Raw genomic sequence first — 24,970 nt, 5'->3', positions numbered from 1 at the left:
TGATCATGGCGTGGCGTTGCGGCGGCAATAACGTTAAGCATAGAACCCGCGATGCGGACCAGGGACGGCCCGCGCCGCAGGAGTGTCGCAAGAATAGACAAACTAACCAGTTAGTACAAATTCTGGGAAACCCCAGGATGACCGCGAGGCGCGCGCGCGGCACACTGGCGGCCATGCGTCGGGTGTGCCCATTGGCTCATGCGTGAATTCATGCAGCGCGAGTGTGCGCAAAGACCGCGCCTGTCGAGACGTCGTAGTGGAGCGTGTAATGGAATTGCCGTCGGTACTGGTCCTCAATGGGCCGAATCTGAATCTGTTGGGAACGCGGGAGCCCGCGGTCTATGGGTACGAAACGCTGGACGATGTGGCGAACCGCTGCCGGGAAGCCGGCAAGCGTCTGAAGCTTGCGATCGACTTTCGGCAATCGAATGCCGAGCATCAACTGATCGACTGGCTGCACGAAACCCGTACACAAGCGGCTGGCATCGTCATCAATCCCGCTGCTTACACGCACACTTCGGTCGCGCTGGCCGATGCGCTGAGCGCCGTCGCCAGGCCCGTGATCGAGGTCCATATCTCCAACGTCCATCAGCGCGAAGCATTCCGGCACCACTCATTTGTCTCGGCGGTGGCGTCGGGGATCATCGTGGGCTGTGGCACCCAGGGCTATGTGCTCGCGCTCGAACGCATGGCGACGCTGCTTTCGGCTGAATCCACCACACCGTCCACCACGCAAACCGCAACCGGAAAGAAGGGGGCGCAATGAGCGCGCAGAATAATTCGCAGAACAACGCGCAAAACAACGCGCTGAAGCCGCGCTCGTTCCTGTGCGGTCTGATCGGCAAGGGCATCGCCGGCTCGCTTACACCCGCGATGCACGAGAAGGAAGGCCGCGAACTGGGCTACAACTATGTGTATCGCCGTCTCGATCTCGATCCGCTGGGCCTCACGATCGACGACCTGCCGGAGCTGCTGCTGACGGCGCAGCGCGCGGGCTTCGACGGCCTGAACATCACGTATCCGTGCAAGCAGGCTGTGATTGCGCTGCTCGACGAGCTTTCGGACGATGCGCGCGCGCTCGGCGCCGTCAATACGGTGTTGTTCCGCGACGGCAGGCGTATCGGTCACAACACCGACTGGTCGGGCTTCGCCACCGCATTCAAGCGCGGCCTGCCCGACGTGTCGCTCGAAGCGGTCGTGCAACTGGGCGCGGGCGGCGCGGGCGCGGCGGTCGCCCATGCGGCCTTGCAGATGGGCGCGCGCGCACTCACGCTGTTCGACGTCGATGCGGATCGGGCGGCGACGCTTGCCGCCGAATTGCAGGCGCGTTTTCCCGCAGCGCGCGTGAGCGCGGGCACGAGCGCCACGCTCGAAGCGACGCTGGCCAATGCGACGGGCCTGATTCACTGCACACCGACCGGCATGGCCAAGCTGCCCGGCCTGCCGCTGCCCGCCGAGTATCTCCACGCCGGTCTGTGGGTCGCGGATATCGTCTATTTCCCGATTCGCACGGCGCTGCTCGAAGCCGCCGAGGCACGCGGCTGCCGCACGTTGAGCGGCGGCGGCATGGCGGTGTACCAGGCCGTGGACGCGTTCCGGCTGTTCACGGGCCTCGAGCCGGACGCGGAGCGCATGTACGCGCATCTGCAGGCCATGCTGGTGCAGGACGCCGGCCAATAACAGCAGAAGCACAACGACCACAACAACCACCACGAAGCCATCAACGGGCACACAGGATCAGGAGACAGACATGGCACCACCCGTATCCACGGGGCGCGACGCGCCTGGCGTTGCGGCCGCACCGGCGCAGGGCGCGCTGCGCCGCACGAAAGCGCGCTACCGCATCCTCGGTTTGCTCGCCGTCGGCACGATGATCAACTATCTCGACCGCACGGTGCTCGGCATTGCCGCGCCGCAGTTGACGAAGGAGCTGGGTATCAATGCGGCGCTGATGGGTCTGGTGTTTTCGGCGTTCTCGTGGAGCTATGTGGTCGCGCAGATTCCGGGCGGCGTGTTTCTCGACCGCTTCGGCAGCAAGCTGACCTATTTCCTGTCGATGACGCTCTGGTCGCTCTGCACGCTGGTGCAAGGCTTCGTTGGCAGCGTGGGCGCGCTGTTCGCCTGCCGCCTGGGACTGGGCGCCGCCGAATCGCCGTGCTTCCCGACCAATAGCCGCGTCGTGGCGACCTGGTTCCCGCAGCACGAACGCGCTTTCGCGACCGGCACCTATACGGTGGGCGAGTACATCGGCCTGGCGTTTTTCAGCCCGTTCCTGTTCGCGCTGATGGGCGCATACGGCTGGCGCTCGCTGTTCTACGTGGTGGGCGGCGTGGGCATCGTGTTCGGCTTCGTCTGGTGGGCGTTCTACCGCGAGCCGCACGATCATCCGGCGGCCAACCGCGCGGAACTCGACTATATCGAGGCAGGCGGCGGCCTCGCCAGGCAAGAGCACAAGGCTGAAGCGGCCACGCAGGAAGGCAAGGAAGCGAAGGGTGTGAAGGGTGCTAAGGGTGGTTTTGACTGGCGCATGGCCGGCAAGCTGCTGCGCAAGCGCCAGCTCGCGGGGATTTGCCTCGGCCAGTTCGCGGGCAATTCGACGCTCGTGTTCTTCCTCACCTGGTTCCCGACCTACCTCGCCACCGAACGCCACATGGGCTGGCTCAAGATTGGCTTCTTCGCGATCATGCCGTTCATCGCCGCATCGGTGGGCGTGATGTTCGGCGGCACGTTCTCGGACTGGATGCTGCGTCGCGGCGTTTCGGCCAACGTGGCGCGCAAGCTGCCGATCATCGCCGGGCTGCTGCTCGCGTCGAGCATCATTCTCGCGAACTTCGTCGAGAGCAACGTGGCCGTGATCGCCATCCTCTCCGTGGCGTTCTTCGCCCAGGGCATGGCCGCGCTCGGCTGGACGCTGGTGTCGGATATCGCGCCGGCCGGCATGCTCGGCCTCACGGGCGGCATCTTCAACCTCGCCGCCAATCTCGCGGGCATCATCACGCCGCTGGTCGTCGGCATGATCGTGGGCGCGACGGGGTCGTTTGTCTGGGCGCTGGCCTTTATCGGCACGATCGCGCTGGTCGGCGCGGCGTCGTATATCTTCGTGGTGGGCGACATCAAGCGCATCGAGCTTTGAGGCGAGGGGGAACCGGTGCGCCGGTTCACCGCTTCGACGGCCCGGGAAGGCCCGCTAAAAGCGCGTTAAGAGCACGTTAAGAGCACGTTAAGAGCACGCTACCGGCCATGCTAGAATCGGTCGAATCCCTTCCTACTCGCGGTCCACAGAATAATTATGGCAAGACCGGCGGCTGCGGCCGAACGTAACGACGCTCAATCCGAAAGCCGCCGCAAGTACGATCCCGAGCAGACCAAACGCAACATCCTCGAAGTGGCGACCGCCGAATTTTCGGCGATGGGCCTCGCGGGCGCGCGCGTCGACGCGATCGCCGAGCGCACCAATACCACCAAGCGCATGCTGTACTACTACTTCGGCAGCAAGGAAGGGCTGTACGAAGCGGTGCTCGACAAGGTCTATGGCGACATCCGCGCGCTGGAGCAGGATCTGCACATCGACGAACTCGGTCCCGACGAAGGCCTCCAGCGCCTCGTCGAATTCACCTTCGATTATCACGACCGCCATCGCGACTTCGTGCGTCTCGTGACCATCGAGAACATCCACGGCGCGAAGTACATCGAGCGGCTCAAGACTTTCCGCACCCGTAACGCCAGCGCGATCCGCACGATCGAAGACCTGCTCGCGCGCGGCGTGGCCGCCGGCGTGTTCCGCGATGATATCGATCCCATCGACCTGCATTTGCTGATCAGCTCGATGTGCTTTCATCGCGTGGGCAATCGCCATACCTTCGGCGCGGCGTTCGGGCGCGATCCCTCGCATCCGCGCCTGCGGGCGCGTCACCGCGAGATGATCGTGGACGTCGTCACGCGTTTCGTGCGCAAGGCGGCTTGAGCGCCGATCTCCCTGATTTGTCCCGCAATTCCGCTCAAGCGGCGGCGGGAAACGAAACCGGGAAGGGCAACGCGCCGCCGCGCCGGGTTATCGGCATTCGGCGTCGCTACCACACTCCCGATTTCCCTCATCCCATAAAAGTGCGCAAACGCATTACACTACGGCCCGGAAGCCCGCATACGCGGGCCTTGCCCGCGCCGTGCGCCTGCTCGCGTTCCGTTCGCCGATTGTTTTCGGTCTGAGCCCGCTGCGCGCGCCCGGCGCCGGTCCACGTCAACCGGATAAGCCCACGCGTAATGAGCACTGCCACGCCCCGTACCGGTTCAGCCGGACTGCCCCGCCAGACCCAGGGTCGCTACACACTCGGTACGCGCATCGTCCTCAGCTTCGGCCTGCTGTTCGTGCTGATGCTCGCGACGGCCGCGATCTCCTGGGAGCGCCTGCGCTCCATCGACGAGGATGCCTTGAGCCTCACGCGCGATTCCGTGCCGGGCCTGTTCTACTCGACTTCGATGCGCGCCGCCGCGAACCAGACCTACAGCCTTGTCGAGCGTGCCGCGTTCGTCGAGCCCGATGCCACGGGCATCGCGCAGGTGCTCGAGCAACTGCCGGCCGCCATGAGCCAGGTCGAGCAGAACGCCTCGCACTACGAGGCATCGGTCTATCGCGCCGACGATCGCGCGCGTTACCAGCACTTTCGCGACGCTTACGCCCGCTACCTGCCGCAACTGATGGCCGTGGTGCACGACCTGCCGGCCCAACGCAGCGCCGCGCAGACCGCGTTCGTGCAACTGGACGCCAGTTGGCGCGACGTGCTGACGGCCGCCAACACGGTCGTCGAGGAAAACCGCAACCAGGCCGACGAATCCGCGCAGACTATCCGCAGCTCGGTCACGGGCACGGAAATCACGCTGGCAAGCGCGCTCGGCATCGTGCTGCTGGCGGCGCTCGTAACGGGCTACACGCTGCATCGCGCGATCACGCGACCGATGGCGCGCCTCGTCGAAGTGCACGACGCCATGCGCATGGGCAACCTCGCGCAGCGTCTGGAACTGGGACGCCGCGACGAATTCGGCGTGCTCGAAGACGGCTTCAACCGCATGAGCGACGAACTCGCGAGCCTCGTCGCTCAGGCGCAGAAGTCGTCGCTGCAGGTGACCACGTCGGTCGCCGAGGTTGCCGCCACGTCGCGGGAGCAGCAGGCCACGGCCAGCGAGACGGCGGCCACCACGACCGAAATCGGCGCGACCTCGCGCGAGATTTTCGCGACCGCGCGCGATCTCGTGCGCACGATGGGCGAAGTGTCGACCGTCGCCGAGCAGTCGGCGGTACTCGCCTCCAACAGCCAGAGCGGCCTCACGCACATGGAAGACACCATGCGCAGCGTGATGGAGGCGGCGGGATCGGTGAACGCCAAGCTCGCGATCCTCAACGAGAAGGCCGTGAGCATCAATCAGGTCGTGGCGACCATCACCAAGGTCGCGGACCAGACCAATCTGCTGTCGCTGAACGCGGCTATCGAAGCGGAAAAAGCCGGCGAGTATGGCCGCGGCTTTGCCGTGGTGGCGACCGAAATCCGCCGCCTCGCCGACCAGACGGCCGTGGCGACCTTCGATATCGAGCAGACCGTCAAGGAAATCCAGTCGGCGGTGTCGGCGGGCGTGATGGGCATGGACAAGTTCGCCGAGGAAGTGCGGCGCGGCATGCACGACGTCCAGGCGGTGGGCGCGCAGCTTTCGCAGATCATCGGCGCGGTGCAGACGCTCGCGCCGCGCTTCCAGGTGGTCAACGACGGCATGCAGGCCCAGGCCACCAGCGCCGAGCAGATCACCCAGGCGCTCACGCAACTGTCCGAGGCCGCGCAGCAGACGGCGGAATCGCTGCGCCAGTCGTCCCAGGCCATCGACAATCTGACGCTCGTGGCCAACGAACTGCGCACGGGCGTCTCGCGGTTCAGGATCGAAGCGTGACCCGACGCGTGACGCCGGGGCGCCTGAATCCGGCTTTTCCCTGAACGGAGCGGCGATGCTTTTTCTCGTGTTCGAGCTGGACGGCGAACGCTACGCGCTCGATGCGCGCGAGATCGTGCGCGTGCTGCCCTTGCAGCCGGTGCGCGCGTTCGCGGGCACGCCGCCGTTCATCGCGGGCGTGATCGATCACGAAGGCGCGCCGGTGCCGGTCGTCGACATGGCGCAGCTGGCGCTCGGGCGGCCCGCGCATAGGCTGATGTCCACGCGGCTCGTGCTGGTGAACGATCGCGCCGATCCCCGCGCCTCGCAACCGCGCCGCCTTGCGTTGCTGCTCGAATGCGCGACGCGCACCCAGAGCTTCGCGCCCGGCGACTTCGCCGAGGGCGGAATCGCCACGCCTGAGGCGCGTTGGCTCGGTCCCGTCGCGCGCGACGCGCTCGGCTTCGTGCAATGGGTGAAGGTCGATCAGTTGCTCGACGCGCGCGTGCGCGCGCTGCTGTTTCCCGATCCGCCGAGCTGGCAGGGCGGTGAAGACGGCAACGCCCACCCCACGCCGATGGGGCGCGCGTCATGAGTCTTGCGCGCTTCGAGAGCTGGCTGCTGGAGGAAACCGGCATCGACGCCGAATCGCTCGGCGCGCAGGCGCTCGCGCGCGCCGTGGCGGCGCGCGCGGCCGCAACCGTGGGCGCGGGCGCGGGCGCGGGCGTGGCTGCGGACCTGGCGGGCGGCACGCTGCACCCGGAGGCCGCGCACGACGCCTACTGGAGCGTGCTGACGGCCACCGCCGCCGAGCGCCAGGCGCTGATCGACACGCTCGTCGTGCCCGAAACCTGGTTCTTCCGCGAACGCGAAGCCTTTGCGGCGCTCGCGCGCGGCGGCATGGAGCGGCTCGTGCGGCATCCCGGCGAAGTGCTGCGGGTGCTCAGCGCGCCGTGTTCGACAGGAGAGGAACCGTACTCGGCGGCGATGGCGCTGTTCGAGGCGGGCCTCGCGCACGAGCAGTTCGGCATCGACGCCATCGACATCAGTTCGGCCTCGATCGAGGCTGCCGCGCACGGCGTCTATGGCCGCAACGCGTTTCGCGGCGATGCGCTGGCGTTTCGCGAGCGCTATTTCCATGCGACGCCGCAAGGCTGGCAGCTTGCCGATGCCGTGCGGCGCGCCGTGCACTTCGAGCGCGCGAACCTGTTCGAGTGGCTCGCCGCGCATCCCGTGCGCTACGACTTCATTTTTTGCCGCAACGTGCTGATCTATTTCGACCGCCAGGCCCAGGATCGCGCGATCGGCCTCTTGCGCGCGCGTCTCGCCGATGGCGGGATGATCTTCGTCGGGCCGGCGGAAACGGGCTTGATGATGCGCCATGAATTCGCCTCGGCGCAGATTCCGCTGGCGTTCGGTTTTCGCTGGCCGGGCGGCGAGGGCGCGCAGGCCGCCGATCCGCTGGCGTTACCGGCGCGGAGCGTTCGCACGCAGCATGACGGCGCGCCGCATCCCTCGTCGTACGCCACGCTGCATACCTCGCTGAGACCGCTGCATACGGTGCCGCCCACGCGCGCCGCCGCGCTGCCCGCGATGCGGCCGGCGACGCAGTTCGCGACGACGCCGGCTTTCGCGGCATCGAAAGCCGCGCCGCAGGCGTCCAGCACGCCGAACCCACCGAACCCGCCGACGCTGGCCGAAGCCCGCCGTCTGGCCGATGCCGGATCGCTCGATGCCGCCGCGCGCGCGGCCACGCAACATGCGCAAGCCGCGCCCGACGATGCCGAGGCGTGGTATCTGCTCGGCCTGATCGCCGATGCGCAAGGCGAGGCGGCGCTCGCGCTCGGGCACTATCGCAAGACGCTGTATCTGGAGCCGGGCCACTACGAGGCGCTCACGCATCTCGCCGCGCTGCTCGAAGTGCAGGGCGACGCCGACGGCGCGCGGCGTCTGATGCGCCGTGCCGAACGCGCATCGCAGCGCAGCCCGGGGGGCGCCAATGCGTGAAACACGCGACGCAAACCTGGCGCATGACGATGGCGGCATCCGGAGCGCGCCCGACGATTGCTGGAACCGCATCGGTGTGCGCGGCGACAACTCGTGCGAGCGCCTCGCGCAGTACGTGCGTTGCCTCAATTGTCCCGTGTTCGAGCAGGCTGCCGCGCGTATGCTCGATCGCCCGGTGCAGGGCGCGACCAGCGTGCCGATCTCGCAGCAGAGCACCGCGCGCACCGACGCCGCGAGCCTGCGCCGCGACGGCTCGCTCGTGTTCCGCGTGGGGGCGGAATGGCTCGCGCTCACGGCGTCCGCGCTGCGCTACGTCGGCGAATCGCGCCCGATCCACTCGTTGCCGCACCGGCGCAGTTCGGCGGTGCTCGGCGTCGTGAACGTGCGCGGCGTGCTCACGCTCGCGGCCTCGCTCGCCGATCTGCTGCATATCGATGCGCTCGCACAGACCGCGGCGGCCACGGGTGCGCGCGCCGCCACGCCGCGCCTGCTCGTCACCGAATGGGACGGAGAGACGACGGCGTTCCCCGTCGACGATGTCGAAGGCGTGGCCTACTTCGGCGCCGATGAACTGCTGCCCGCGCCCGCCACGCTCGCGCACGCGGCGGGCCGCCATGTGCGTGGCGTGTTCCCGTGGCGCGGCCGCTCGGTGGGCGTGCTTGAACCCGATGCGCTGTTCGGCGCGTTGACCCGGAGCCTGCGATGAGCGACGACGAACTGAGCCGCCGCTCGCTGCTCGACCTGTTCCGCGAGGAGGCGCAGACGCAGACGCGCACGCTCGCGGCGGGCCTGCTCGCGCTGGAAGCGACGCCTGCCGACGCCACCACGCTCGAAGCCTGCATGCGCGCGACGCACTCGCTCAAGGGCGCGGCGCGCATCGTCGGGCTGCCCGAGGCAGTCGATGTGGCGAGCGCGATGGAGGATTGCTTCGTTGACGCGCAGCATGGCGTGCTGACGATCGATGCGGGACGCATCGATGCGCTGCTGGTCGGCATCGATTTGCTGATGGCGGCGGGCGATGCGTCCGCGCCGCCGCTCGCGCGCGAGGTGGTGGACGGCTTTGTCGCGCGCCTGGCGAATGGCGGGCTGGCGGCTTCAGCCGAAGCGGTCGGGCAGCCGTCACCGCTTGATCCCGAAGCATTGCTCGCGGCGAGTCTCGCCAGCGTGCCGATGCCGAAGGACGAGCCGGTCGCGGCGGAGGTCGTCAGCGACTACGCTGAACCCATCGCCGCCTCTGCCGCTGCGCAGCCCATCAATCCGTCCACAACGGCCCGCAGCGCGCGCGACAGCGACCGCATGCTGCGCGTACGCGCGGGCACGCTCGACCGGCTGCTGGGTCTCGCGGGCGAATCGCTGGTCGAATCGCGCCGGATGCGGCCGTTCGCCAACGGCCTGCTGCGCGTGCGCCGCGCCCAGGGCGACGTGCTCGCCGCACTCGGCCAGTTCAGCGAGCATCACGGCGATGCGCTCGGCCACGAGGCGCGCGCCGCGCTCGCCGCCATCCGCGAGCAGTTGTCGACGCTCGGCGGCCAGCTCGCCGAACGCTTCGACGACCTCGACCGCATCGACCGGCGCGGCACCCAGCTCGCGCAACGTCTTTACGATTCGGCGCTCGAATGCCGCATGCGCCCGTTCAGCGACACCGCGCACGCCTATCCGCGCATCGTGCGCGATCTCGCGCGCTCGCTCGGCAAGCGCGTGCGCTTCGTGATCGACGGCGAGAACACCCAGGTCGATCGCGATATTCTCGACATGCTCGACGCGCCGCTTGGCCACTTGCTGCGCAACGCGCTCGATCACGGCATCGAAGACCCCGGCACGCGCCGCCTGCTCGGCAAGCCCGAGGAAGCGACGCTTACGCTCGAAGCGCGTCACAGCGCGGGCAAGCTGCTGATCGCCGTGGCCGACGATGGCGCGGGCGTCGACATGCCCGCGCTCAGGCGCGCGATCGTGGCGCGCGGTCTCGCGCCGGCCGATGCGGTCGAAACCATGTCCGAGCCGGAGTTGCTCGAATTCCTGCTGTTGCCGGGCTTCTCGATGCGCGAGCGCGTGACCGACGTGTCCGGGCGCGGCGTGGGCCTCGACGCGGTGCAGAACTTCGCCAAGGCCGTGCGCGGCACGGTGCGCATCGAAAGCGCGGCGGGGCGCGGCACGCGCTTCGTGCTGCAATTGCCGCTCACGCTGTCGGTGTTGCGCAGTCTGATCGTCGATGTCGCGGGCGAGGCCTACGCGTTTGCGCTCGCGCATGTGCGCCGCGCGCTGCGCGTGCCGCGCGAGGCCATCGACATGCTCGAAGGCCAGCAGCATATCGTTCACGAAGGGCGGCCGATCGGGCTCGTCACCGCGCGCCAGTTGCTTGGCGCGAGCGATGCCACCGCGCCCGCCAACGCTTCGGGCGACGTCAGCGTCCTGCTGATCGGCGACGGCACGGGCCACGACGCCGCGCTCTACGGCATCGCCGTCGATGGTTTCGCGGGCGAGCGCACGCTTGCGGTGCAGCCGCTCGATGCGCGCCTGGGCAAGGTGCGCAACGTGGCCGCCGCCGCGCTGCTCGAAGACGGCACCGTGACGCTGATCGTCGATGTCGAGGACATCATCGCCTCGGTTGCGCGGCTCGTGCGCGAAGGGCAGCTCGCGGGCGTGACGCGCGGCGCGAACACGACGGCGCGCGAACGCAAGCGCATTCTCGTGGTGGAGGATTCCTTGACCGTGCGCGAACTGGAGCGCAAGCTGCTCGAAAAACGCGGCTATGCCGTGACGGTCGCGGTGGACGGCATGGACGGCTGGAACACGCTGCGCAACGGTCAGTTCGACCTCGTGATCACCGACGTGGATATGCCGCGCATGGACGGCATCGAACTCGTCACGATGATTCGTAACGACCCGCATCAACGCAACGTGCCCGTGATGATCGTCTCGTACAAGGACCGCGAAGACGACCGGCGGCGCGGCCTCGACGCGGGCGCCGACTACTATCTGACCAAGGGCAGCTTCCACGACGAAGCGCTGCTCGACGCCGTGAACGACCTGATCGGAGAGGCGACCTGATGAACATCGGTATCGCGAACGACATGCCCCTCGCCGTCGAGGCGCTGCGGCACGCCATTGCGGCCCGGCCGGGGCATCGCGTGCTGTGGGTGGCGGCCGACGGCGAGCAGGCCGTCGACTTCTGCGCGGCCCAGCAGCCCGACGTGATCCTCATGGATCTCGTGATGCCGAAGATCGATGGCGTGGAGGCCACGCGGCGCATCATGGCGCGCTCGCCGTGCCCGATCCTGATCGTCACGAGCAGCGTGGGCGCGAACGCATGGCGCGTGTACGAGGCGATGGGCGCGGGCGCGCTCGATGCGGTGGATACCCCCACGCTCGCGGGTCCCGAAGCGCGCAGCACCATGGATCTGCTGCTCGCCAAGATCGACCAGATCGGCCGTGTGAACGGCGTGACCGAAGCCACGCGCGCACCGGCCGCGTTCACGGCCGGGACCGGCATGCTCGCGCCGCTGGTGGCGATCGGCTCGTCGGCGGGCGGCCCGACCGCGCTGGCGACCGTGCTGGGCGCGTTGCCGGCGGGGTTTAAAGCGGGGATCGTGATCGTGCAGCACGTCGATCAGTCGTTCGCCGTGGGCATGGCCGACTGGCTCAACGGGCAGACCGCGCTCAAGGTGCGCATCGCCTGCGAAGGCGACCGGCCGGCGCCGGGCGAGGCGCTGCTCGCGGCGACCAACGATCATCTGCGCATGGCAGCGAACGGCAAGCTGGCTTACACTCGCGAACCTGCCGAGACGCCGTACCGCCCGTCCGTGGACACCTTCTTTCATAGCGTGGTGGAGAACTGGACGGGCGAGGCCATCGGCGTGCTGCTCACGGGCATGGGGCGCGACGGGGCGATCGGCCTGAAGGCGATGCGTGCCAAGGGCTGCTACACGATTGCCCAGGACCAGGCGACGAGCGCCGTGTACGGTATGCCGAAAGCGGCCGCGGCGCTGGGCGCCGCGCGCGCGATTCTGCCGCTGCCCGCCATCGCCGCCGAACTGGTGAGCCGTCTCGGCACGCAGCGCGCGGCATGACGCCGGACCCAACTCCGAACCCCTGGCCGGGGCCTTGCCGGAACTCCGCCCGAGCCGCCCGCATCGATACTGGATAGACCCAAGCGACTGACATCATGACCGAGAAGCCGAATCAATCTTCCGCGCCGGAACCCGCGCTGACCGAAGGCGGGCCCGACGAGGCCTCGCTCGAAGGGGCGCTTGCGGCCGTGCGCACGGCGCTTGAGCAGCCTTTGCCCGGCGCGGCGGACGTGCCGATGATGGTGCTGCTGGTGGACGACCAGGCGATCGTCGCCGAGGCCGTGAGGCGGGCGCTGGCGAGCGAGCGCGAAATCGACTTTCACTACTGCCCGCATCCCGAACAGGCCGTGAGCATGGCCGAGCAGGTGCGTCCGACCGTGATCCTGCAGGATCTCGTGATGCCCGGCACCGACGGTCTCACGCTGGTGCGCGCGTACCGCGCCAACGACGCCACGCGCGACGTGCCCATCATCGTGCTGTCGACCAAGGAAGAACCCGCGATCAAGAGCGCGGCCTTCGCGGCAGGCGCAAACGATTATCTCGTCAAATTGCCCGACAGCATCGAGCTGATCGCACGAGTCAAATATCATTCGCGATCCTATGTAAACATGCTCCAGCGTGACGAGGCCTATCGCGCGCTGCGCCGCTCGCAGCAGGAACTGCTCAGGGCGAATCTGGAGCTGCGCCGCCTCACGCATTCGGATGGTTTGACGGGCCTTTCGAACCGTCGTTATCTCGACGAATTTCTGAACGCGGAATGGCGGCGGGCACAGCGCGAGAACACCGAAGTCTCGCTGCTGATGATCGACGTCGATTACTTCAAGCCCTATAACGACACCTACGGCCACGTCGCGGGCGACAACGTGCTGCGCTCGGTCGCGACCACGATCCGCCGCGAGGTGAGCCAGCCGCGCGACCTGGTGGCGCGCTTTGGCGGCGAGGAATTCGCGGTGGTGATGCCGGGCGCGGGCAGTGCGTTCGCGCGCCTCATGGCCGAGAAGATGCGCCGCGACGTGGCGGCGCTGCAATTGCCGCATGTGGGCTCGAAGGTCAGCGAACATCTGACGATCAGCGTGGGCGTGGCGACGCTCACGCCCTCGGCGGGGCTGGCCGAAACGGCGCTCATCGAGGAAGCCGACGCGGCGCTCTATCGCGCCAAGCGCGAAGGCCGCAACCGCGTGGCGTTCTCGAACGAAGTGACGGCGCGCGGTTAATCCGGGTCGTCCATCTCACCCCCAAAAAACTTTCGGCCTCTGCCGGAATAAGCGCGCGGCCCGCGCGTTAGCCCATCGTCCCCATTTATTCACGCGACGATCATGGTTCCGCAGGGGCCGCTCGACGAGCGGCCGGTCTCCGAGGCCGATATTCAGGCCTACACTGACGGTTCGCTACCCGGCGAGCGGGCCGCGCGCGTGCGCCGCTATCTGGCGCTGAGGCCCGGCGAATGGCACCGGATCCTGTTCTATCGACGGCTCAACGCCCAGATGCGGCGCGCGTTCGGCGCGGTTGCGCCGGCGGCCGGCGCGCCGGTTTTTGCGCCAATGCCGCCACGGCTTATGCGTGGTTCGCGTGCGCTGCGGCGCGGCTTCACCGCGCTCGTCGCGGCGTTCGCGCTGGCGGCGGCTGCGCTGGCGTGGCTGGCCGTTTCCGAACCCGGCGTTCAGGCGCTCAATAACGCGGCCGTCATGGCGTTGCTGGAAGCGGGCAGCGGCAGCCACCCGATCCCGAACACCTCCGACGCGCTCGCCGATACGCTCGCGCCCGGCACCCGCGCCGCCGGGCCTGCGCCGTTCGATCTGGACGCCGCGGGCCTGCGCTTCGTCGCGTCGGGCACGATTGAGCTTGGCCCGTTCGCGCGCGCAAAACGCTGGACCTACGTGAACGCCGAGGGCCAGCCGGTCGTGTTGCTCGCGTCGCGCGCCTGGTTCGAGCGCGATGCGCCGCAGTGGAGCGCACGCCGCGTCGGCGATCTGCGCTTGATCGGCTGGATCGGGCACGGCACGCGCTGGGTGCTGGCAGGCAATGCGCGCACGCACGGATTGATGCGCGCGGCGGACGCCGCGACGCGGCAGATGGAGACACGCAACGAAGCGCGGAACGAGTCGCAGCACGAGTTGCAGCAAGCCGCGCGCGGGGACGCGCAACCCCGGCGATGAGAGGGCAGACGAGGATGGAACATGGACGTCCGTGACGAGCTGATCGAACACGTACCGCGCCTGAGGCGTTATGCCCGCGCGCTGATGAATAACCGCGAGCTGGCCGACGATCTGGTGCAGGACACGCTCGAACGCGCGCTCGCGCGCACCGAGCTGTTTCGCGCAGGCACCGATCTGCGCGCCTGGCTTTTCACGATCATGCACAACCTGTTCGTGAACCAGGTGCGCAAATCGGCGGCGCGCGGCACGCATGTGTCCGTCGACGACGACAGCGTGCCCGAAGCCGACTACGCGGTGCCCGCGACGCAGACCGGCGCGCTCGAAGTGCGCGATCTCGACTTCGCGCTGCAGCGTTTGCCCGTCGAGCAGCGCGAAGTCGTGCTGCTGGTGGGGCTGGAGGAAATGAGTTACGCCGATGTGGCGCTGGCGCTCGATGTGCCGATCGGCACCGTGATGTCGAGGCTGTCCAGAGGCCGTGAGCGCCTGCGCGCGCTGATGGCCGGAACCGTCCCGCGTGCGAACCTGAAGGTGGTGCGATGAGCGATCAACAACATCCCGTGACCGAAGACGAGATTCACGCCTACGTGGACGGCACGCTCTCCGAAGCGCGCCGCGCCGATGTCGAGCGCGAACTCGAGCGCAATCCCGAACTCGCGGCGCGCACGAGCGACTTTTTCTCGCTGAACAGCCTGCTGCACGAGCGCTACGACCGGGTAATGAGCGAGCCGGTGCCCGCGCGTCTGCGCGATGCGGTGTCTACGTCTGCCCCGGCTCCTACCGTCAAGGACGATGCGGCCACGCCGCAAGCGGTTAAAAACCACGCGCGCGCGGCCGCCAACTGGCCGAAGTTCGCGGGCTTCGCGGCGGCGCTGGTGGTGGGTATCGGCATCGGTTGGGGCACGCATTACGGCACCGATGTGATGAACGGCGGCGACGTGGCCGGTGGTGGCGATACGCACGCCGAACTGCGCGCGGTCAGCGCGGACCCGACCATGAATTTCGTTCACGAGGCCGCGCTCGCGCACGTGGTCTATATGCCCGAGGTCGAACGCCCCGATACGATGGGCGCGCGCCAGGAGCAGGATTTCGTGCAATGGCTAGCGAATCGCCTCGGCACCGACGTGCATCCGCCGATGCTTTCCCGCAGCGGTTTCGAGCTGGTCGGCGGGCGTCTGCTGCCGGGTCCGGACGGCGATGTCGCGCAGTTCATGTATCACAACGCGCAAGGCGAGCGCGTGACGCTGTGCATCTCGCATCGCAAGGTCAGCAGCAATACCACCGCGTTCAAGCTCTACGAAGACGGCCCCGTGAGCGTGTTCTACTGGATCGACGGCGACTTCGGTTATGCGCTCTCGGGCGGTATCGACCGCAAGGTGCTGCTGCAGCTCTCGCACGATGTTTATGCGCAGCTGACTTCGCGTTGAAGCGACGTTGAAGTCACGCTGATCGTGTTTCGCGCGGCATCGCCGCGTATTCAAAGACCCTTGCGCATGTCAGCGCCGAAACCCCGCTCGCGATGAGCGGGGTTTCGGCGTTGCACGCTTGAGCGTGACGGCATCAGCTTCCCGAATAGATATTGCAGTAGCTTGCCGGGCCGACGCAGGCCATCGGCGGCGCGCCTGAATCGCTCTTGCCGGATGCAGGCATCCCCATGCCGCTCGCTTCCTGTGCGTGCGCGGCGTGCGTGACCTGTTGCGCGAATACCGGGCTGACTTCAGGATAGGACGCATCGGTGACGAAGCGCGAGCCGTTGGCTTCGGCCTCGATCAGTTGCTGGCGCACTTCCTCGCGGGTGAGACCTTGTGCCGATGCCTGGGTGACAGCGCCCACGGAAGAAGCGGCGACGAGCGTGGCAATCAATACGCGGCGGATAGACATTTCGAACTCCTTATCAGATGGTGTGATCTCGCGGCAGTCGCCGATCAAACGGGATCTTGACGATCCGGTTTGTTTCGACGCTGCTTGCATGGATACGAACGCACCAGCCTGGGAGTTATTCCGTCCGGCTTTGTATCGGCTTTGTATCAGCGTGATTGAGATGTGGCCCGAAGATTTTTCGGGCCACGTCGTTATTGCAGTTTCACATCGACGAAACTGCGCGCGTTATTGCGCTGGATGAGCAGCGCCATGCTGCGCGTCGCCTTGGCTTCGAGCGCCACGGCCTGGTCGTGCGTCTCGATCAGCGTGTCGTTGAGCGAGAGCACGATGTCGCCGGGCCGCACGCCCGCGCGCGCGGCGGGGCCGCTCGCCGCGTCCACCATCAGGCCGAGCGGCAGGCCGCTGGAACGGCGTTCATCCTCGCTGAGCGCATGGCTGACGAGGCCGAGTCTGTCTGTCGTGGCGTGGGCGGTTGCAGGCTTCGACAGTTTCGCGGAGGCGCTGACCCGCGTCACCGCCACGCCGTCGGTATCGGCGGTGACGGTGGCCACGGCGCGCGCGTCGCGCGGAGCGGGCGCGGCATCCTGCGCATCGGCGGCGTCCGCCTGGTCGGTTTGGTCCGCGGCTTGCGCCTGCTGGGCGGGTTGAGCGGCCGGCACCGGCTTGGCGGCCTTGACCGCCGCCTTCGCGGTCCTGACCGGTTTCGCGTCGAGCGCCGCGTTCGAGAAGCGCGTGAGCATCGGCCGACGGTTGCGGATCACCTTGAGCGGCGTCTGCGTGGCGGGGGGCACGGCGGCGAGCCGGGTGGCGAGCGTCGCCGCGCTGTCCACCGGCTCCTGGCCGACCTGCACGATTACGTCGCCGGCCTTTACGCCGGCCGCCGCGCCGATCGAGTCGGCATCGACGGCGTCGACCAGTGCGCCGCCCGCGTGCGGCAAGCCGAGCGCCGCCGCGAGTCCGGGGCTGACGTCCTCGACCTGCATGCCGAAGGTGCGCGTGAGCGCGGGCGCCGCCGCGTTGGCCGGGTCCGCCTGATCGGCTTGATTGGCCGGGGCGGTTTTGCGCGCTGCCTGCAATTGCGCGCGGAACCTGTTTGCCGCCTCGATCGGAATGCCGAAGGTCAGTCCGTTGTAGCGGTCGCTGTCCGCGTAGACCTGCACGTCGATGCCGATCACCTCGCCCGCGCGGTTAAAGAGCGGGCCGCCCGAATTGTCGGGGTTCACGGCCACGTTGGTCTGGAAGAACGGAAACGGGTTGCCGTCCGGCAGCGTGCGGGAAGCTGCGCTGACGATGCCGGTCGTCACCGTGTTCTGGAAGCTGTCCGGCGAGCCGAGCGAGAGCACCGGTTCGCCCGCGCGCAGCTGCGACGAATCGCCGAGCTTCACAGTCGGCAGATCGTGGGCGTCGACCTGCAGCACGGCGACGTCGCTCACGGGATCGACGGCGACGACTTCCGCCTTGAACTCGCGCTTGTCGGTCAGTTGCACCATCACTTCCTGCGCGTTATCCACCACATGCGCGGTGGTGAGCACCACGCCGTCCGGGCTCACGATGAAGCCGGAGCCGCTGCCCGTCATCACGCGCGGTCCACCGGCGTTCTGGCCTGGGTCCTGGGCTTGCGTCTGGGCCTGGCCGTTTGCGGGCGGTCGTGGCGTGCGCTTGAAGAAAGCGGTGAACGGATCGTCGTTGTCGATCGCTTCCTGCTCGGGCGGCGCCGACGGGTCGTCGGCGCCGCGCGCGATCACGTGCACGACGGCCGGCCCGTAGCGGTCGGCCAGCGAGAAGAAGTCCGGCGTCGCCATCGCGGCGGGCGAGGCGGCAGCGTGCTTGACCGGGGCGGGTTTATCGGCTGCGGAATCGTCGGACGCCTGCTCCGCCTGGGACGCTTTGGCGGGCTGAGTTGGCGTGGCGGCCTGGACGGTCAGACAGACGGTGCCGACGAGAAGAACGGCAAGCGCGGCGGCGGGGCGCGAGGTGCAGGCTGGGATCAGGCGGGGCACGGCACACCTCCAGGAGTCATCTGCCGGCGAGCGGATGCCGACGAAAATAAGTGTAGTCACACCTGGCGTCGAGTTGGGGGAGGGTTTGTCCCGTAGCGCACAGAAATCCTCATCGCATGGCGGATTCGTGTTGAAAAAGGGCGGCGCGATTGCCATCAGGCACTCGCCGGAAAGGCGTTTTCCTTACGTTCCCTTAAGCGCGGCGGATCGGCATGACGTGTCTTCACGCGCCGTGCCACAATCGTCGGCAGCGGTCGCCTGGCGGCCAGTCTTCCATTCGCCGATTTCATGAACCGACACCGCAACAGCCTAGGCCCCGACTGGGTCGAGCGCGCCGAGCCGATCGAAGGCGTCGAGCGCATCGAGGCATATTTCCACGGCAAAGCCTACGCGATGCACCGCCACGACACCTACGCGATCGGCCGCACACTCGCGGGCGTGCAGAGCTTCAACTACCGGCGCGAACGGTGCGACAGCCTGCCGGGCCATACGATCGTGCTGCATCCCGACGAGCCGCACGACGGCCAGGCGGGCACGCGCGAAGGTTTTCAGTACCGCATGATCTACGTGCAGCCGTCGCTTTTTCAGGACGTGCTGGGCGGCAGCGCACTACCGTTTCTCGAAGGCGGCCTGACGACCGATCCGCGACTGTCGGCGGCAACCGGGGCATTGCTGCAACAGATGAGCCATACGCTCGAACCGCTCGAGCAGAACGATGCGCTGACCGAACTTGTTCACGCACTGGCTGCCATCACCAGCACGGGCAAAATCGCTCCGGTTGGCGACTATCGCGCAGCACGCCGGGCGCGCGAATTCCTGCACGCGCATTGCTCGCGCACCGTCGCGCTCGAAGAACTGGAAACGGCGACAGGGCGCGACCGCTGGAGTCTGTCGCGCGATTTCCGTCATTTCTACGGCACGAGCCCGTACCGTTACCTGACGATGCGCCGGCTCGACGCGGTGCGGCGCATGTTGCTGGCGGGCACGGCGCTGTCCCATGCGGCCGCTGCGGCAGGCTTCGCGGATCAGAGCCATATGACGCGCCACTTCACCAGGGCATTCGGTATGACGCCGGGAGCCTGGCAGCGGGTCGCGCGCGGCTGAACGCCGAAATCGCCACGATCGTTCAAGACGGGCCGCATGGGCGCGATTACGCTCCAGTATCGACTGATTGAACGGAGCCCACCATGTCCATTGTCACGCCATCCACGCCATCCATGCCACTCACGCAGCCCGCCGCGCGCGGTCAATCCCGGACGATCGATTTCGCCGCGAAGATCGGACAGATCGAAGGACACTGGCAGCCGCGCGTCGTCGCCGAGATGAACGACTACCAGTTCAAGGTCGTGAAACTGCTGGGCGATTTTCTCTGGCATTGCCACGCCGATACCGACGAAACCTTCATCGTGCTCGACGGCGAATTGCACATCGGAATTCGCGGCGGCCCGAACGGCGATGAAACTCTCGTCGTGCGCGCGGGCCAGATGGCCGTGGTGCCGAAGGGCGTCGAGCACAAGCCCAGCGCGGCTGCCGAAGTCCAGCTCCTGCTGATCGAGCCGCGCGGCGTGGTCAATACCGGCGACGGCGCGCAAGGCGAGCGCACGCAGGCAAACGACGTCTGGATCTGATTGCGCGGGGAGTCGGGGCGGCTTGCGTCGGGCCATGGCACACCTGGATGACAATCACATGTCGATCCCATGAACGCGCGCGCTTGCCTGAAAAAGCGCGGATATGGCATCCTTGCGCCGATTAAACGGCCACACGACCATGGATCTTGCCTCGTCCATTGCAACCTACGGCGCCGACATGTCGGGCTTGATTTGCGGATTCCGCTTCATGCCGGGCGAGCCGGGCCAGCCCGTCAAGGGCGAAGATGTGCTCGCCGCGCTGCAGGGCGGCCAGCACGATAAAGCCCAGGACGGTGCGTTCTACTGGCTTCACTTCAATCTCGCCCATGCCGCGAGCGCCTCGTGGATGCGCGCGCATCTCGACCTGCCCGACAGCTTCTTCGAGATGCTGGTGGAAGGCTCGCACTCCACGCGCATCGAGCAGGTGGATGGCGCGCTCTACGCCGTCGTCAACGACGTGATGTTCGATTTCGAACTCACGCCCTCGCAGATCGCCACGCTCTGGTCCTATACGCACGAACGTTTGCTGGTGACGGCGCGCATGAAGCCGCTGCGCTCCGTCGACCGTCTGCGCGGCGACGTGCGCAACGGCGAGACCTTCCGCTCGCCCGCCGATCTGCTGATTCACCTGCTGCGCGATCAGGCCGATCTGATGGTGGAAATCGTGCGTCGCACGAGCGTGGACGTCGATCGCGCCGAAGACCAGTTCCTCGCCTCGCGCCGTCTGGGCAGCCGTCACGATCTCGCCGCGATGCGGCGTATTCTGGTGCGTCTGCAACGCATGCTCGCGCCGGAGCCTGGCGCCGTGTTCCGCCTGCTCGCGCGGCCGCCGCGCTGGCTGCAGAGCGCCGACATGCAGGATCTGCGCGAAACGACCGAGGAGTTCACGCTCGTGCTCGGCGATATGGCGGGCCTTGTCGAGCGGATCAAACTGCTGCAGGAAGAGATGGGCGCGCGTCTCGAAGAACAGAACAACCGTACGCTTTTCACGCTCACGCTGGTGACGGTGCTGGCTTTGCCGATCAATATCGTGGCGGGTTTTTTCGGCATGAACGTGGGCGGCATTCCGCTTGCCGAAAACCATCACGGCTTCTGGCTGATGGTGGCGCTCGTGGCCGGTTTTACCGTGCTGCTCGGCTGGTGGGTGTTTCGCCTGCGCAGGCCGATGGATCGTTAGCACGGCTGATTCCACCAGCCTTGAATTAGCGCCCGATGCAAGCGATTTTTTGAGCGATTTGTCTGTTATCGGCTCATGCGTTGCGGTTAATTTCACGCGCTATATACTAGCCGCTCGATTCCCCAGCCCGAGCCAGCGCCATGCCTGCCACTCCGTCGCCTGCCGAAGCCGCGCTTGCGCCGCCTGCCACTGCGGTGGCGCATGGTAGTGGTGCGCACAACGACGGAAGTACCCATGCGCTGCTGGATGCGTTGATGCGGCTCGCGGCGCGACACTTCGATGTGGCGCTCGCCTGCGTGCTGCCGGGTGACGCGGTGCAGGGGCACGAATGGCTCGGCGCGGGCGTCGATGCGCCATTGCGCGAGGCGCTGCTGGAACTCAAGCGCACGAACGTGCGAGATTCCGGTAATGCCAATGAAAGGATGGCCGAGCCGCTCGTCATCAACGATCTCGGATCAGACCCCACATGGCAGGCGTGTTTGTCGCGCGCGAGCGCGCTGCCACTGCGCTTCGTGGCGGCGTGGCCGCTGACACGCGCCAACGGCGACGCGCTGGGCAGTCTGTGCCTGCTCGATCCCGCGCCGCGCGAGTTGTCGGCGGCGCAGCGCGAGAGCCTCGACGATTTCGCGCGGGTGATCGCCGCCCTCGTGGCTGCACCGGACGATCCGCGCGAGACGAGCCGCACCGGATCGAACCTGCGCGCGGAACTCGATTCGTTGCGCGAGCGCGAACGCCTGCTTGCGCTGGCGATCGCGGGCAGCGGCACCGGCATCTGGGACCGCAACGTGGCGACGGGCGAGATCCGCTACTCGACGGGCTGGAAGGCGATGCTCGGCTACGCCGACGACGAAGTCACCAACCGTATCGAGGACAGCTACCAGCGCCTGCATCCCGAGGATCTCGCCTACGTTCAGGCGACCATGAAGGCGCATTTCGAAGGCCGCACCGACCAGTACGAAGTCGAGCACCGCATCCGTTGCAAGGACGGCAGCTACAAGTGGATCTGCAGCCGCGGCAAGGTCATCGCGCGCGATCACGATGGCCACGCGCTGCGCATGGTGGGCACCTCGACCGACGTGACCTCGATGCGCGAGATGGCGGAGCGCATGCGCGAATCGGTCGTTCTCGTTACCAATCTCACCAATGAAGTGCCGGGTCTGGTGTTCCAGTGCCGCCGCGCGCCGGACGGGCACACTTCGTTTCCCTATGCGAGCGCGGGTATCGGCGAGATTTACGAACTCACGCCCGAGCAGGTCGCGCGCGACGCCGCCGGCATCGACGCGCTGATCCATCCCGACGATATCGACGCCTACCGCGCTTCGTTCGCGGAATCGGCGGCCACGCTCGCGCCCTGGCATCTGGAGTATCGCGTGCGTCTGCCGCAGCAAGGGCTGCGCTGGCGTCAGGGCGATGCCCGGCCGCAGCGGCGCAGCGACGGCGCGACGGTCTGGCACGGCTTCATCACCGACGTCACCGAGCGCAAGCGCATCGAGGCCGAGCTGCAGGAGTTCGCCATGACCGACGGCCTCACGCGCCTTGCGAACCGGCGGCATTTCATGGCCCGTCTCGACGCGCAGTTGGTGTTGCTGCGACGCTCGGGCGGCCCCGAGTGCACGCTGATGATGTGCGACCTCGACCACTTCAAATCGATCAACGACCGCTTCGGCCATGCGGTCGGCGACGAAGCCTTGCGTCATTTCGCGTCGATCCTGCGCAACCATCTGCGCGTGGGCGATGTGGCGGGGCGCATCGGCGGCGAAGAGTTCGCGATTCTGCTGGGCGGCGCGGATCTCGACGGCGCCAGTACGGTTGCGCGCCGCATCCAGGAATGCTTCGCCCAGGCGCCGTTGCGCGCTGAAGCCGGTCCCGTGGTGCTCACGGTCAGCATCGGCCTGACGCAGATTCGCGCCGATGACAGCAGCGCCGAGATCACGCTCTCGCGCAGCGACGTCGCGCTTTATCGCGCGAAAAAAGGCGGACGCAATCGTGTCGAGTGCGTTTGAGCCTGGTTTCCTTGAAGCGGCTCGCGCATTCATGACGCGATTGACGCATTAGCGTCGAAACGGCTATCCCTGCAGCGTCATTTGCTTAGCGCGATTCGTTACTTCTGCTCATGCAGCGTGACAGGTAGCATTTTTTGCACCTTCATTTGCCTTGTCACGCTACGTCATGAAAAACGATATCCGCTTCCAACGCCGCCGCACGGTACTCGCTGCGCTTGGCGCCACGCTGGCCGGCGCCGCGCTGCCCGCATGGGCCAAATATCAGCCCGACCAGTTCCGCATCGGCTATCAAAAAGCCGCGAGCACGCTCGTGCTGCTCAAGGCCAGCGGAACGCTCGAAAAGCGTCTCGCTCCGCAAGGCATCAAGGTCTCGTGGACCGAATTCCCGGCGGGCCCGCAACTGCTCGAAGGGCTCAATGTGGGCGCGATCGATTTCGGCTACGTCGGCGAAGCGCCGCCCGTGTTCGCGCAGGCCGCGGGCGCGGATTTCGTCTACACGGCCTATGAGTTGCCGACGCCGCACGCGGAAGGCGTGGTGGTCGGGAAGCAGTCGCCGATCAAATCGGTGGCCGACCTGAAGGGCAAGAAAATCGGCCTGAATCGCGGCTCGGACGTGCACTGGTTCCTCGTCGCGCTGCTGCAAAAGCACGGCATTGCGCTGACCGATATCCAGCCCGTCTACCTCGCGCCCGCCGACGCGCGCGCGGCGCTGCAAAGCGGTTCCATCGACGCGTGGGCGGTGTGGGACCCGTTCCTCGCCGCTGTGGAGTCGCAGGACGGCGCACGCCTGCTGGCGGACGCGAGCGGCGTGGCGAGCCATCACCAGTTCTTCCTGAGCCAGCGCGAATTCGCCATCAAGCGCAAGGACGCGATCAACGTCGCGCTCGACGAACTCGGCAAGACGGGGCAGTGGGTGCGCGCGAACACGGCGGCGGCGGCCGCGAAACTCGCGCCGATTCAGGGGTTGGATGCGGCCACGATCCAGATCGGTCTTTCGCACTACGCGCACGAGTATCGGCCGATCGACGCGGGCGTAATCGCGGAGCAGCAGAAGATCGCCGATACGTTCTACGATCTCAAGATCATCCCGCGCCGGGTGACGACGAAGGACGCGGTGCTTGCGTAAATGGAAAGGGCGGCTTTAAAAGCCGCCCTTTTTGCTTAAAGCCCGCCCCGCGTCGCGATCAATGCTGCGACGACCAGCCCTTATAGCTGCCGACGTTGTCGCGCGTGACGAGTTGCGGCGTCATCTGGATCAGCGGATTGGCGGGCTTTTTGCCGTTCATGATGTCGTAGCCTACCGTCACGGCCGTCTGCGCCATCTTCCACGGGTCCTGGCTCGCCGATGCCTGCACCAGCGTATCGGTCTTGAGCGCCGATTCGATATCGGGCGCGCCGTCCACCGACGTAATCACGATGTTGCTTCGATGCAGTTGCTTCGCGGCCAGGTCGCTGCCCACGGCCTGCGGGTCGTTGATGGTGAACACGCCGGCCACTTGCGGGAAGCGCGTGAGATAACCCTGCATCGCGTTCATGCCGCCTTCGCGCGAGCCTTTGCCGTCCTGATCGTCGGAGAGGACCTTGATGCCCGGCGACTTCGCGAGCACCTGCTTGCAGCCGTTCACGCGATCGATCACGGCCGACACCTGCGGGCCGTTCTCGATGATCACGTTACCCTTGCCGTTGATCTTCTTCGCGAGGTAGTCGCACGAGATCTCCCCGGCCTTCACGTTGTCGGTCTGCACAGTGGCGTCGGCGCCCGCCGCGCTCACGTCCACGGCGACCACCACGATGCCGGCTGCGCGCGCCTTGCGCACGGCCGGCTCGATCGCCTTGGGATCGGAGGCGTTCAGCAGGATCATGTCCACGTGCGCCGAAATGAAGTTGTCGATCTGCGTGAACTGTTTGTTCAGGTCGTAGTCGGCGGACACGGCCGTGACTCTGGCGTTCGGGTTGATCTGTTTGGCCTTGGCTTCGGCGCCCTGCACGATCGTCACGAAGTAAGGATTGCCAAGCGAACCCACGGTGACGCCGATCGACTTCAATTGCTTGTCGGCGGCATGTGCGCCCTGGAGCGCGAATCCCATCGTCAGAGCGGCAGCGGCGAGCAGCGTTTTTTTCTTGAACATGAACTTGTCTCC

General features: G+C 67.0%; 22 protein-coding genes. 19 read left to right on the top strand and 3 right to left on the bottom strand.

Going from position 1 to position 24,970, the window contains the following annotated elements:
* Positions 1-268 precede the first annotated feature (268 nt).
* The 14 genes from aroQ to B0G62_RS29520 all read left to right on the top strand — a co-directional run bounded on the left by aroQ (position 269) and on the right by B0G62_RS29520 (position 15,567).
* Complete coding sequence (gene aroQ, locus B0G62_RS29585; protein ID WP_103707720.1) at positions 269-766, top strand: type II 3-dehydroquinate dehydratase; 498 nt, start codon at positions 269-271, stop codon at positions 764-766.
* Positions 763-1,680: a shikimate dehydrogenase gene (locus B0G62_RS29580; RefSeq protein ID WP_103707719.1), complete on the top strand. Its 918-nt coding sequence runs from the start codon at positions 763-765 to the stop codon at positions 1,678-1,680. The genes aroQ and B0G62_RS29580 overlap by 4 nt, the downstream gene beginning before the upstream one ends.
* Before the next feature lie 70 nt (positions 1,681-1,750).
* A complete protein-coding gene (locus B0G62_RS29575) occupies positions 1,751-3,133 on the top strand; it encodes an MFS transporter (RefSeq protein ID WP_103707718.1) in 1,383 nt (460 codons plus the stop codon).
* 156 nt (positions 3,134-3,289) lie between these two features.
* On the top strand, positions 3,290-3,964 hold the full coding sequence (locus B0G62_RS29570; protein WP_103707717.1) for a TetR/AcrR family transcriptional regulator: 675 nt from the start codon (positions 3,290-3,292) through the stop codon (positions 3,962-3,964).
* Positions 3,965-4,260: 296 nt separating this feature from the next.
* On the top strand, positions 4,261-5,934 hold the full coding sequence (locus B0G62_RS29565) for a methyl-accepting chemotaxis protein (RefSeq protein ID WP_103707716.1): 1,674 nt from the start codon (positions 4,261-4,263) through the stop codon (positions 5,932-5,934).
* Between the two features lie 55 nt (positions 5,935-5,989).
* Complete coding sequence (locus B0G62_RS29560; RefSeq protein WP_103707715.1) at positions 5,990-6,508, top strand: chemotaxis protein CheW; 519 nt, start codon at positions 5,990-5,992, stop codon at positions 6,506-6,508.
* Positions 6,505-7,920 (top strand): CheR family methyltransferase, encoded by a 1,416-nt coding sequence (locus B0G62_RS29555; protein ID WP_103707714.1) that lies wholly within the window; start codon positions 6,505-6,507, stop codon positions 7,918-7,920. Before B0G62_RS29560 ends, B0G62_RS29555 begins: the two co-directional genes overlap by 4 nt.
* The gene (locus tag B0G62_RS29550) at positions 7,913-8,626 is read left to right on the top strand and encodes a chemotaxis protein CheW (protein WP_103707713.1); all 714 of its coding nucleotides are present in this window, start codon (positions 7,913-7,915) and stop codon (positions 8,624-8,626) included. The genes B0G62_RS29555 and B0G62_RS29550 overlap by 8 nt, the downstream gene beginning before the upstream one ends.
* A complete protein-coding gene (locus B0G62_RS29545; protein WP_103707712.1) occupies positions 8,623-10,968 on the top strand; it encodes a hybrid sensor histidine kinase/response regulator in 2,346 nt (781 codons plus the stop codon). The genes B0G62_RS29550 and B0G62_RS29545 overlap by 4 nt, the downstream gene beginning before the upstream one ends.
* Positions 10,968-11,987 carry a chemotaxis response regulator protein-glutamate methylesterase gene (gene cheB / locus B0G62_RS29540; protein WP_103707711.1) on the top strand — a complete coding sequence of 340 codons (1,020 nt, stop codon included), beginning with the start codon at positions 10,968-10,970 and terminating at the stop codon, positions 11,985-11,987. The genes B0G62_RS29545 and cheB overlap by 1 nt, the downstream gene beginning before the upstream one ends.
* Before the next feature lie 95 nt (positions 11,988-12,082).
* Positions 12,083-13,201 carry a diguanylate cyclase gene (locus tag B0G62_RS29535; protein WP_103707710.1) on the top strand — a complete coding sequence of 373 codons (1,119 nt, stop codon included), beginning with the start codon at positions 12,083-12,085 and terminating at the stop codon, positions 13,199-13,201.
* A gap of 102 nt (positions 13,202-13,303) precedes the next feature.
* Positions 13,304-14,143: an anti-sigma factor gene (locus B0G62_RS29530; protein ID WP_181315661.1), complete on the top strand. Its 840-nt coding sequence runs from the start codon at positions 13,304-13,306 to the stop codon at positions 14,141-14,143.
* 21 nt (positions 14,144-14,164) lie between these two features.
* A complete protein-coding gene (locus B0G62_RS29525) occupies positions 14,165-14,683 on the top strand; it encodes a sigma-70 family RNA polymerase sigma factor (protein ID WP_103707709.1) in 519 nt (172 codons plus the stop codon).
* On the top strand, positions 14,680-15,567 hold the full coding sequence (locus B0G62_RS29520) for an anti-sigma factor family protein (RefSeq protein ID WP_103707708.1): 888 nt from the start codon (positions 14,680-14,682) through the stop codon (positions 15,565-15,567). Before B0G62_RS29525 ends, B0G62_RS29520 begins: the two co-directional genes overlap by 4 nt.
* A gap of 133 nt (positions 15,568-15,700) precedes the next feature.
* On the opposite strand, the gene B0G62_RS29515 is transcribed toward B0G62_RS29520, so the two are convergent.
* Complete coding sequence (locus B0G62_RS29515) at positions 15,701-16,021, bottom strand: DUF4148 domain-containing protein (protein ID WP_103707707.1); 321 nt, start codon at positions 16,019-16,021, stop codon at positions 15,701-15,703.
* 191 nt (positions 16,022-16,212) lie between these two features.
* Positions 16,213-18,021 (bottom strand): trypsin-like peptidase domain-containing protein, encoded by a 1,809-nt coding sequence (locus B0G62_RS29510; protein WP_244193431.1) that lies wholly within the window; start codon positions 18,019-18,021, stop codon positions 16,213-16,215.
* Positions 18,022-18,309: 288 nt separating this feature from the next.
* Between B0G62_RS29510 and B0G62_RS29505 the strand changes: the two genes are divergently transcribed.
* The 5 genes from B0G62_RS29505 (at position 18,310) to B0G62_RS29485 (ending at position 23,955) form a co-directional block, all read left to right on the top strand.
* Complete coding sequence (locus tag B0G62_RS29505) at positions 18,310-19,125, top strand: AraC family transcriptional regulator (RefSeq protein WP_103707705.1); 816 nt, start codon at positions 18,310-18,312, stop codon at positions 19,123-19,125.
* A gap of 83 nt (positions 19,126-19,208) precedes the next feature.
* Positions 19,209-19,649: a cupin domain-containing protein gene (locus B0G62_RS29500; RefSeq protein ID WP_227473247.1), complete on the top strand. Its 441-nt coding sequence runs from the start codon at positions 19,209-19,211 to the stop codon at positions 19,647-19,649.
* A 139-nt stretch (positions 19,650-19,788) separates the two neighbouring features.
* Entirely contained in the window at positions 19,789-20,826 is a 1,038-nt protein-coding gene (locus tag B0G62_RS29495; protein WP_103707704.1) for a transporter, read from the top strand.
* A 140-nt stretch (positions 20,827-20,966) separates the two neighbouring features.
* Complete coding sequence (locus B0G62_RS29490) at positions 20,967-22,829, top strand: sensor domain-containing diguanylate cyclase (protein ID WP_244193430.1); 1,863 nt, start codon at positions 20,967-20,969, stop codon at positions 22,827-22,829.
* 166 nt (positions 22,830-22,995) lie between these two features.
* Entirely contained in the window at positions 22,996-23,955 is a 960-nt protein-coding gene (locus B0G62_RS29485) for a sulfonate ABC transporter substrate-binding protein (protein WP_103707703.1), read from the top strand.
* A 58-nt stretch (positions 23,956-24,013) separates the two neighbouring features.
* Here B0G62_RS29485 and B0G62_RS29480 read toward each other — a convergent pair whose 3' ends face one another.
* On the bottom strand, positions 24,014-24,958 hold the full coding sequence (locus B0G62_RS29480; RefSeq protein WP_103707702.1) for an ABC transporter substrate-binding protein: 945 nt from the start codon (positions 24,956-24,958) through the stop codon (positions 24,014-24,016).
* Between the last annotated feature and the right edge of the window lie 12 nt (positions 24,959-24,970).

Origin of the sequence: Paraburkholderia eburnea (assembly GCF_002917095.1) — a bacterium.
In the GTDB taxonomy this organism is placed as follows: Bacteria; Pseudomonadota; Gammaproteobacteria; order Burkholderiales; family Burkholderiaceae; genus Paraburkholderia; species Paraburkholderia eburnea.
This window is presented reverse-complemented; position numbering and strand designations above follow the sequence as displayed.

What these genes read in the sequence shown, in the direction of transcription:
- B0G62_RS29580 (WP_103707719.1), top strand. Translation starts at nt 763, where the DNA reads ATGAGCGCGCAGAATAATTCGCAGAACAACGCGCAAAACAACGCGCTG.
- B0G62_RS29560 (WP_103707715.1), top strand. Translation starts at nt 5,990, where the DNA reads ATGCTTTTTCTCGTGTTCGAGCTGGACGGCGAACGCTACGCGCTCGAT.
- B0G62_RS29480 (WP_103707702.1), bottom strand. Translation starts at nt 24,958, where the DNA reads ATGTTCAAGAAAAAAACGCTGCTCGCCGCTGCCGCTCTGACGATGGGA.
- B0G62_RS29570 (WP_103707717.1), top strand. Translation starts at nt 3,290, where the DNA reads ATGGCAAGACCGGCGGCTGCGGCCGAACGTAACGACGCTCAATCCGAA.
- B0G62_RS29520 (WP_103707708.1), top strand. Translation starts at nt 14,680, where the DNA reads ATGAGCGATCAACAACATCCCGTGACCGAAGACGAGATTCACGCCTAC.
- cheB (WP_103707711.1), top strand. Translation starts at nt 10,968, where the DNA reads ATGAACATCGGTATCGCGAACGACATGCCCCTCGCCGTCGAGGCGCTG.
- B0G62_RS29530 (WP_181315661.1), top strand. Translation starts at nt 13,304, where the DNA reads ATGGTTCCGCAGGGGCCGCTCGACGAGCGGCCGGTCTCCGAGGCCGAT.
- B0G62_RS29495 (WP_103707704.1), top strand. Translation starts at nt 19,789, where the DNA reads ATGGATCTTGCCTCGTCCATTGCAACCTACGGCGCCGACATGTCGGGC.
- B0G62_RS29535 (WP_103707710.1), top strand. Translation starts at nt 12,083, where the DNA reads ATGACCGAGAAGCCGAATCAATCTTCCGCGCCGGAACCCGCGCTGACC.
- aroQ (WP_103707720.1), top strand. Translation starts at nt 269, where the DNA reads ATGGAATTGCCGTCGGTACTGGTCCTCAATGGGCCGAATCTGAATCTG.
- B0G62_RS29505 (WP_103707705.1), top strand. Translation starts at nt 18,310, where the DNA reads ATGAACCGACACCGCAACAGCCTAGGCCCCGACTGGGTCGAGCGCGCC.
- B0G62_RS29490 (WP_244193430.1), top strand. Translation starts at nt 20,967, where the DNA reads ATGCCTGCCACTCCGTCGCCTGCCGAAGCCGCGCTTGCGCCGCCTGCC.
- B0G62_RS29575 (WP_103707718.1), top strand. Translation starts at nt 1,751, where the DNA reads ATGGCACCACCCGTATCCACGGGGCGCGACGCGCCTGGCGTTGCGGCC.
- B0G62_RS29500 (WP_227473247.1), top strand. Translation starts at nt 19,209, where the DNA reads ATGTCCATTGTCACGCCATCCACGCCATCCATGCCACTCACGCAGCCC.
- B0G62_RS29555 (WP_103707714.1), top strand. Translation starts at nt 6,505, where the DNA reads ATGAGTCTTGCGCGCTTCGAGAGCTGGCTGCTGGAGGAAACCGGCATC.
- B0G62_RS29545 (WP_103707712.1), top strand. Translation starts at nt 8,623, where the DNA reads ATGAGCGACGACGAACTGAGCCGCCGCTCGCTGCTCGACCTGTTCCGC.
- B0G62_RS29485 (WP_103707703.1), top strand. Translation starts at nt 22,996, where the DNA reads ATGAAAAACGATATCCGCTTCCAACGCCGCCGCACGGTACTCGCTGCG.
- B0G62_RS29525 (WP_103707709.1), top strand. Translation starts at nt 14,165, where the DNA reads ATGGACGTCCGTGACGAGCTGATCGAACACGTACCGCGCCTGAGGCGT.
- B0G62_RS29565 (WP_103707716.1), top strand. Translation starts at nt 4,261, where the DNA reads ATGAGCACTGCCACGCCCCGTACCGGTTCAGCCGGACTGCCCCGCCAG.
- B0G62_RS29515 (WP_103707707.1), bottom strand. Translation starts at nt 16,021, where the DNA reads ATGTCTATCCGCCGCGTATTGATTGCCACGCTCGTCGCCGCTTCTTCC.
- B0G62_RS29550 (WP_103707713.1), top strand. Translation starts at nt 7,913, where the DNA reads ATGCGTGAAACACGCGACGCAAACCTGGCGCATGACGATGGCGGCATC.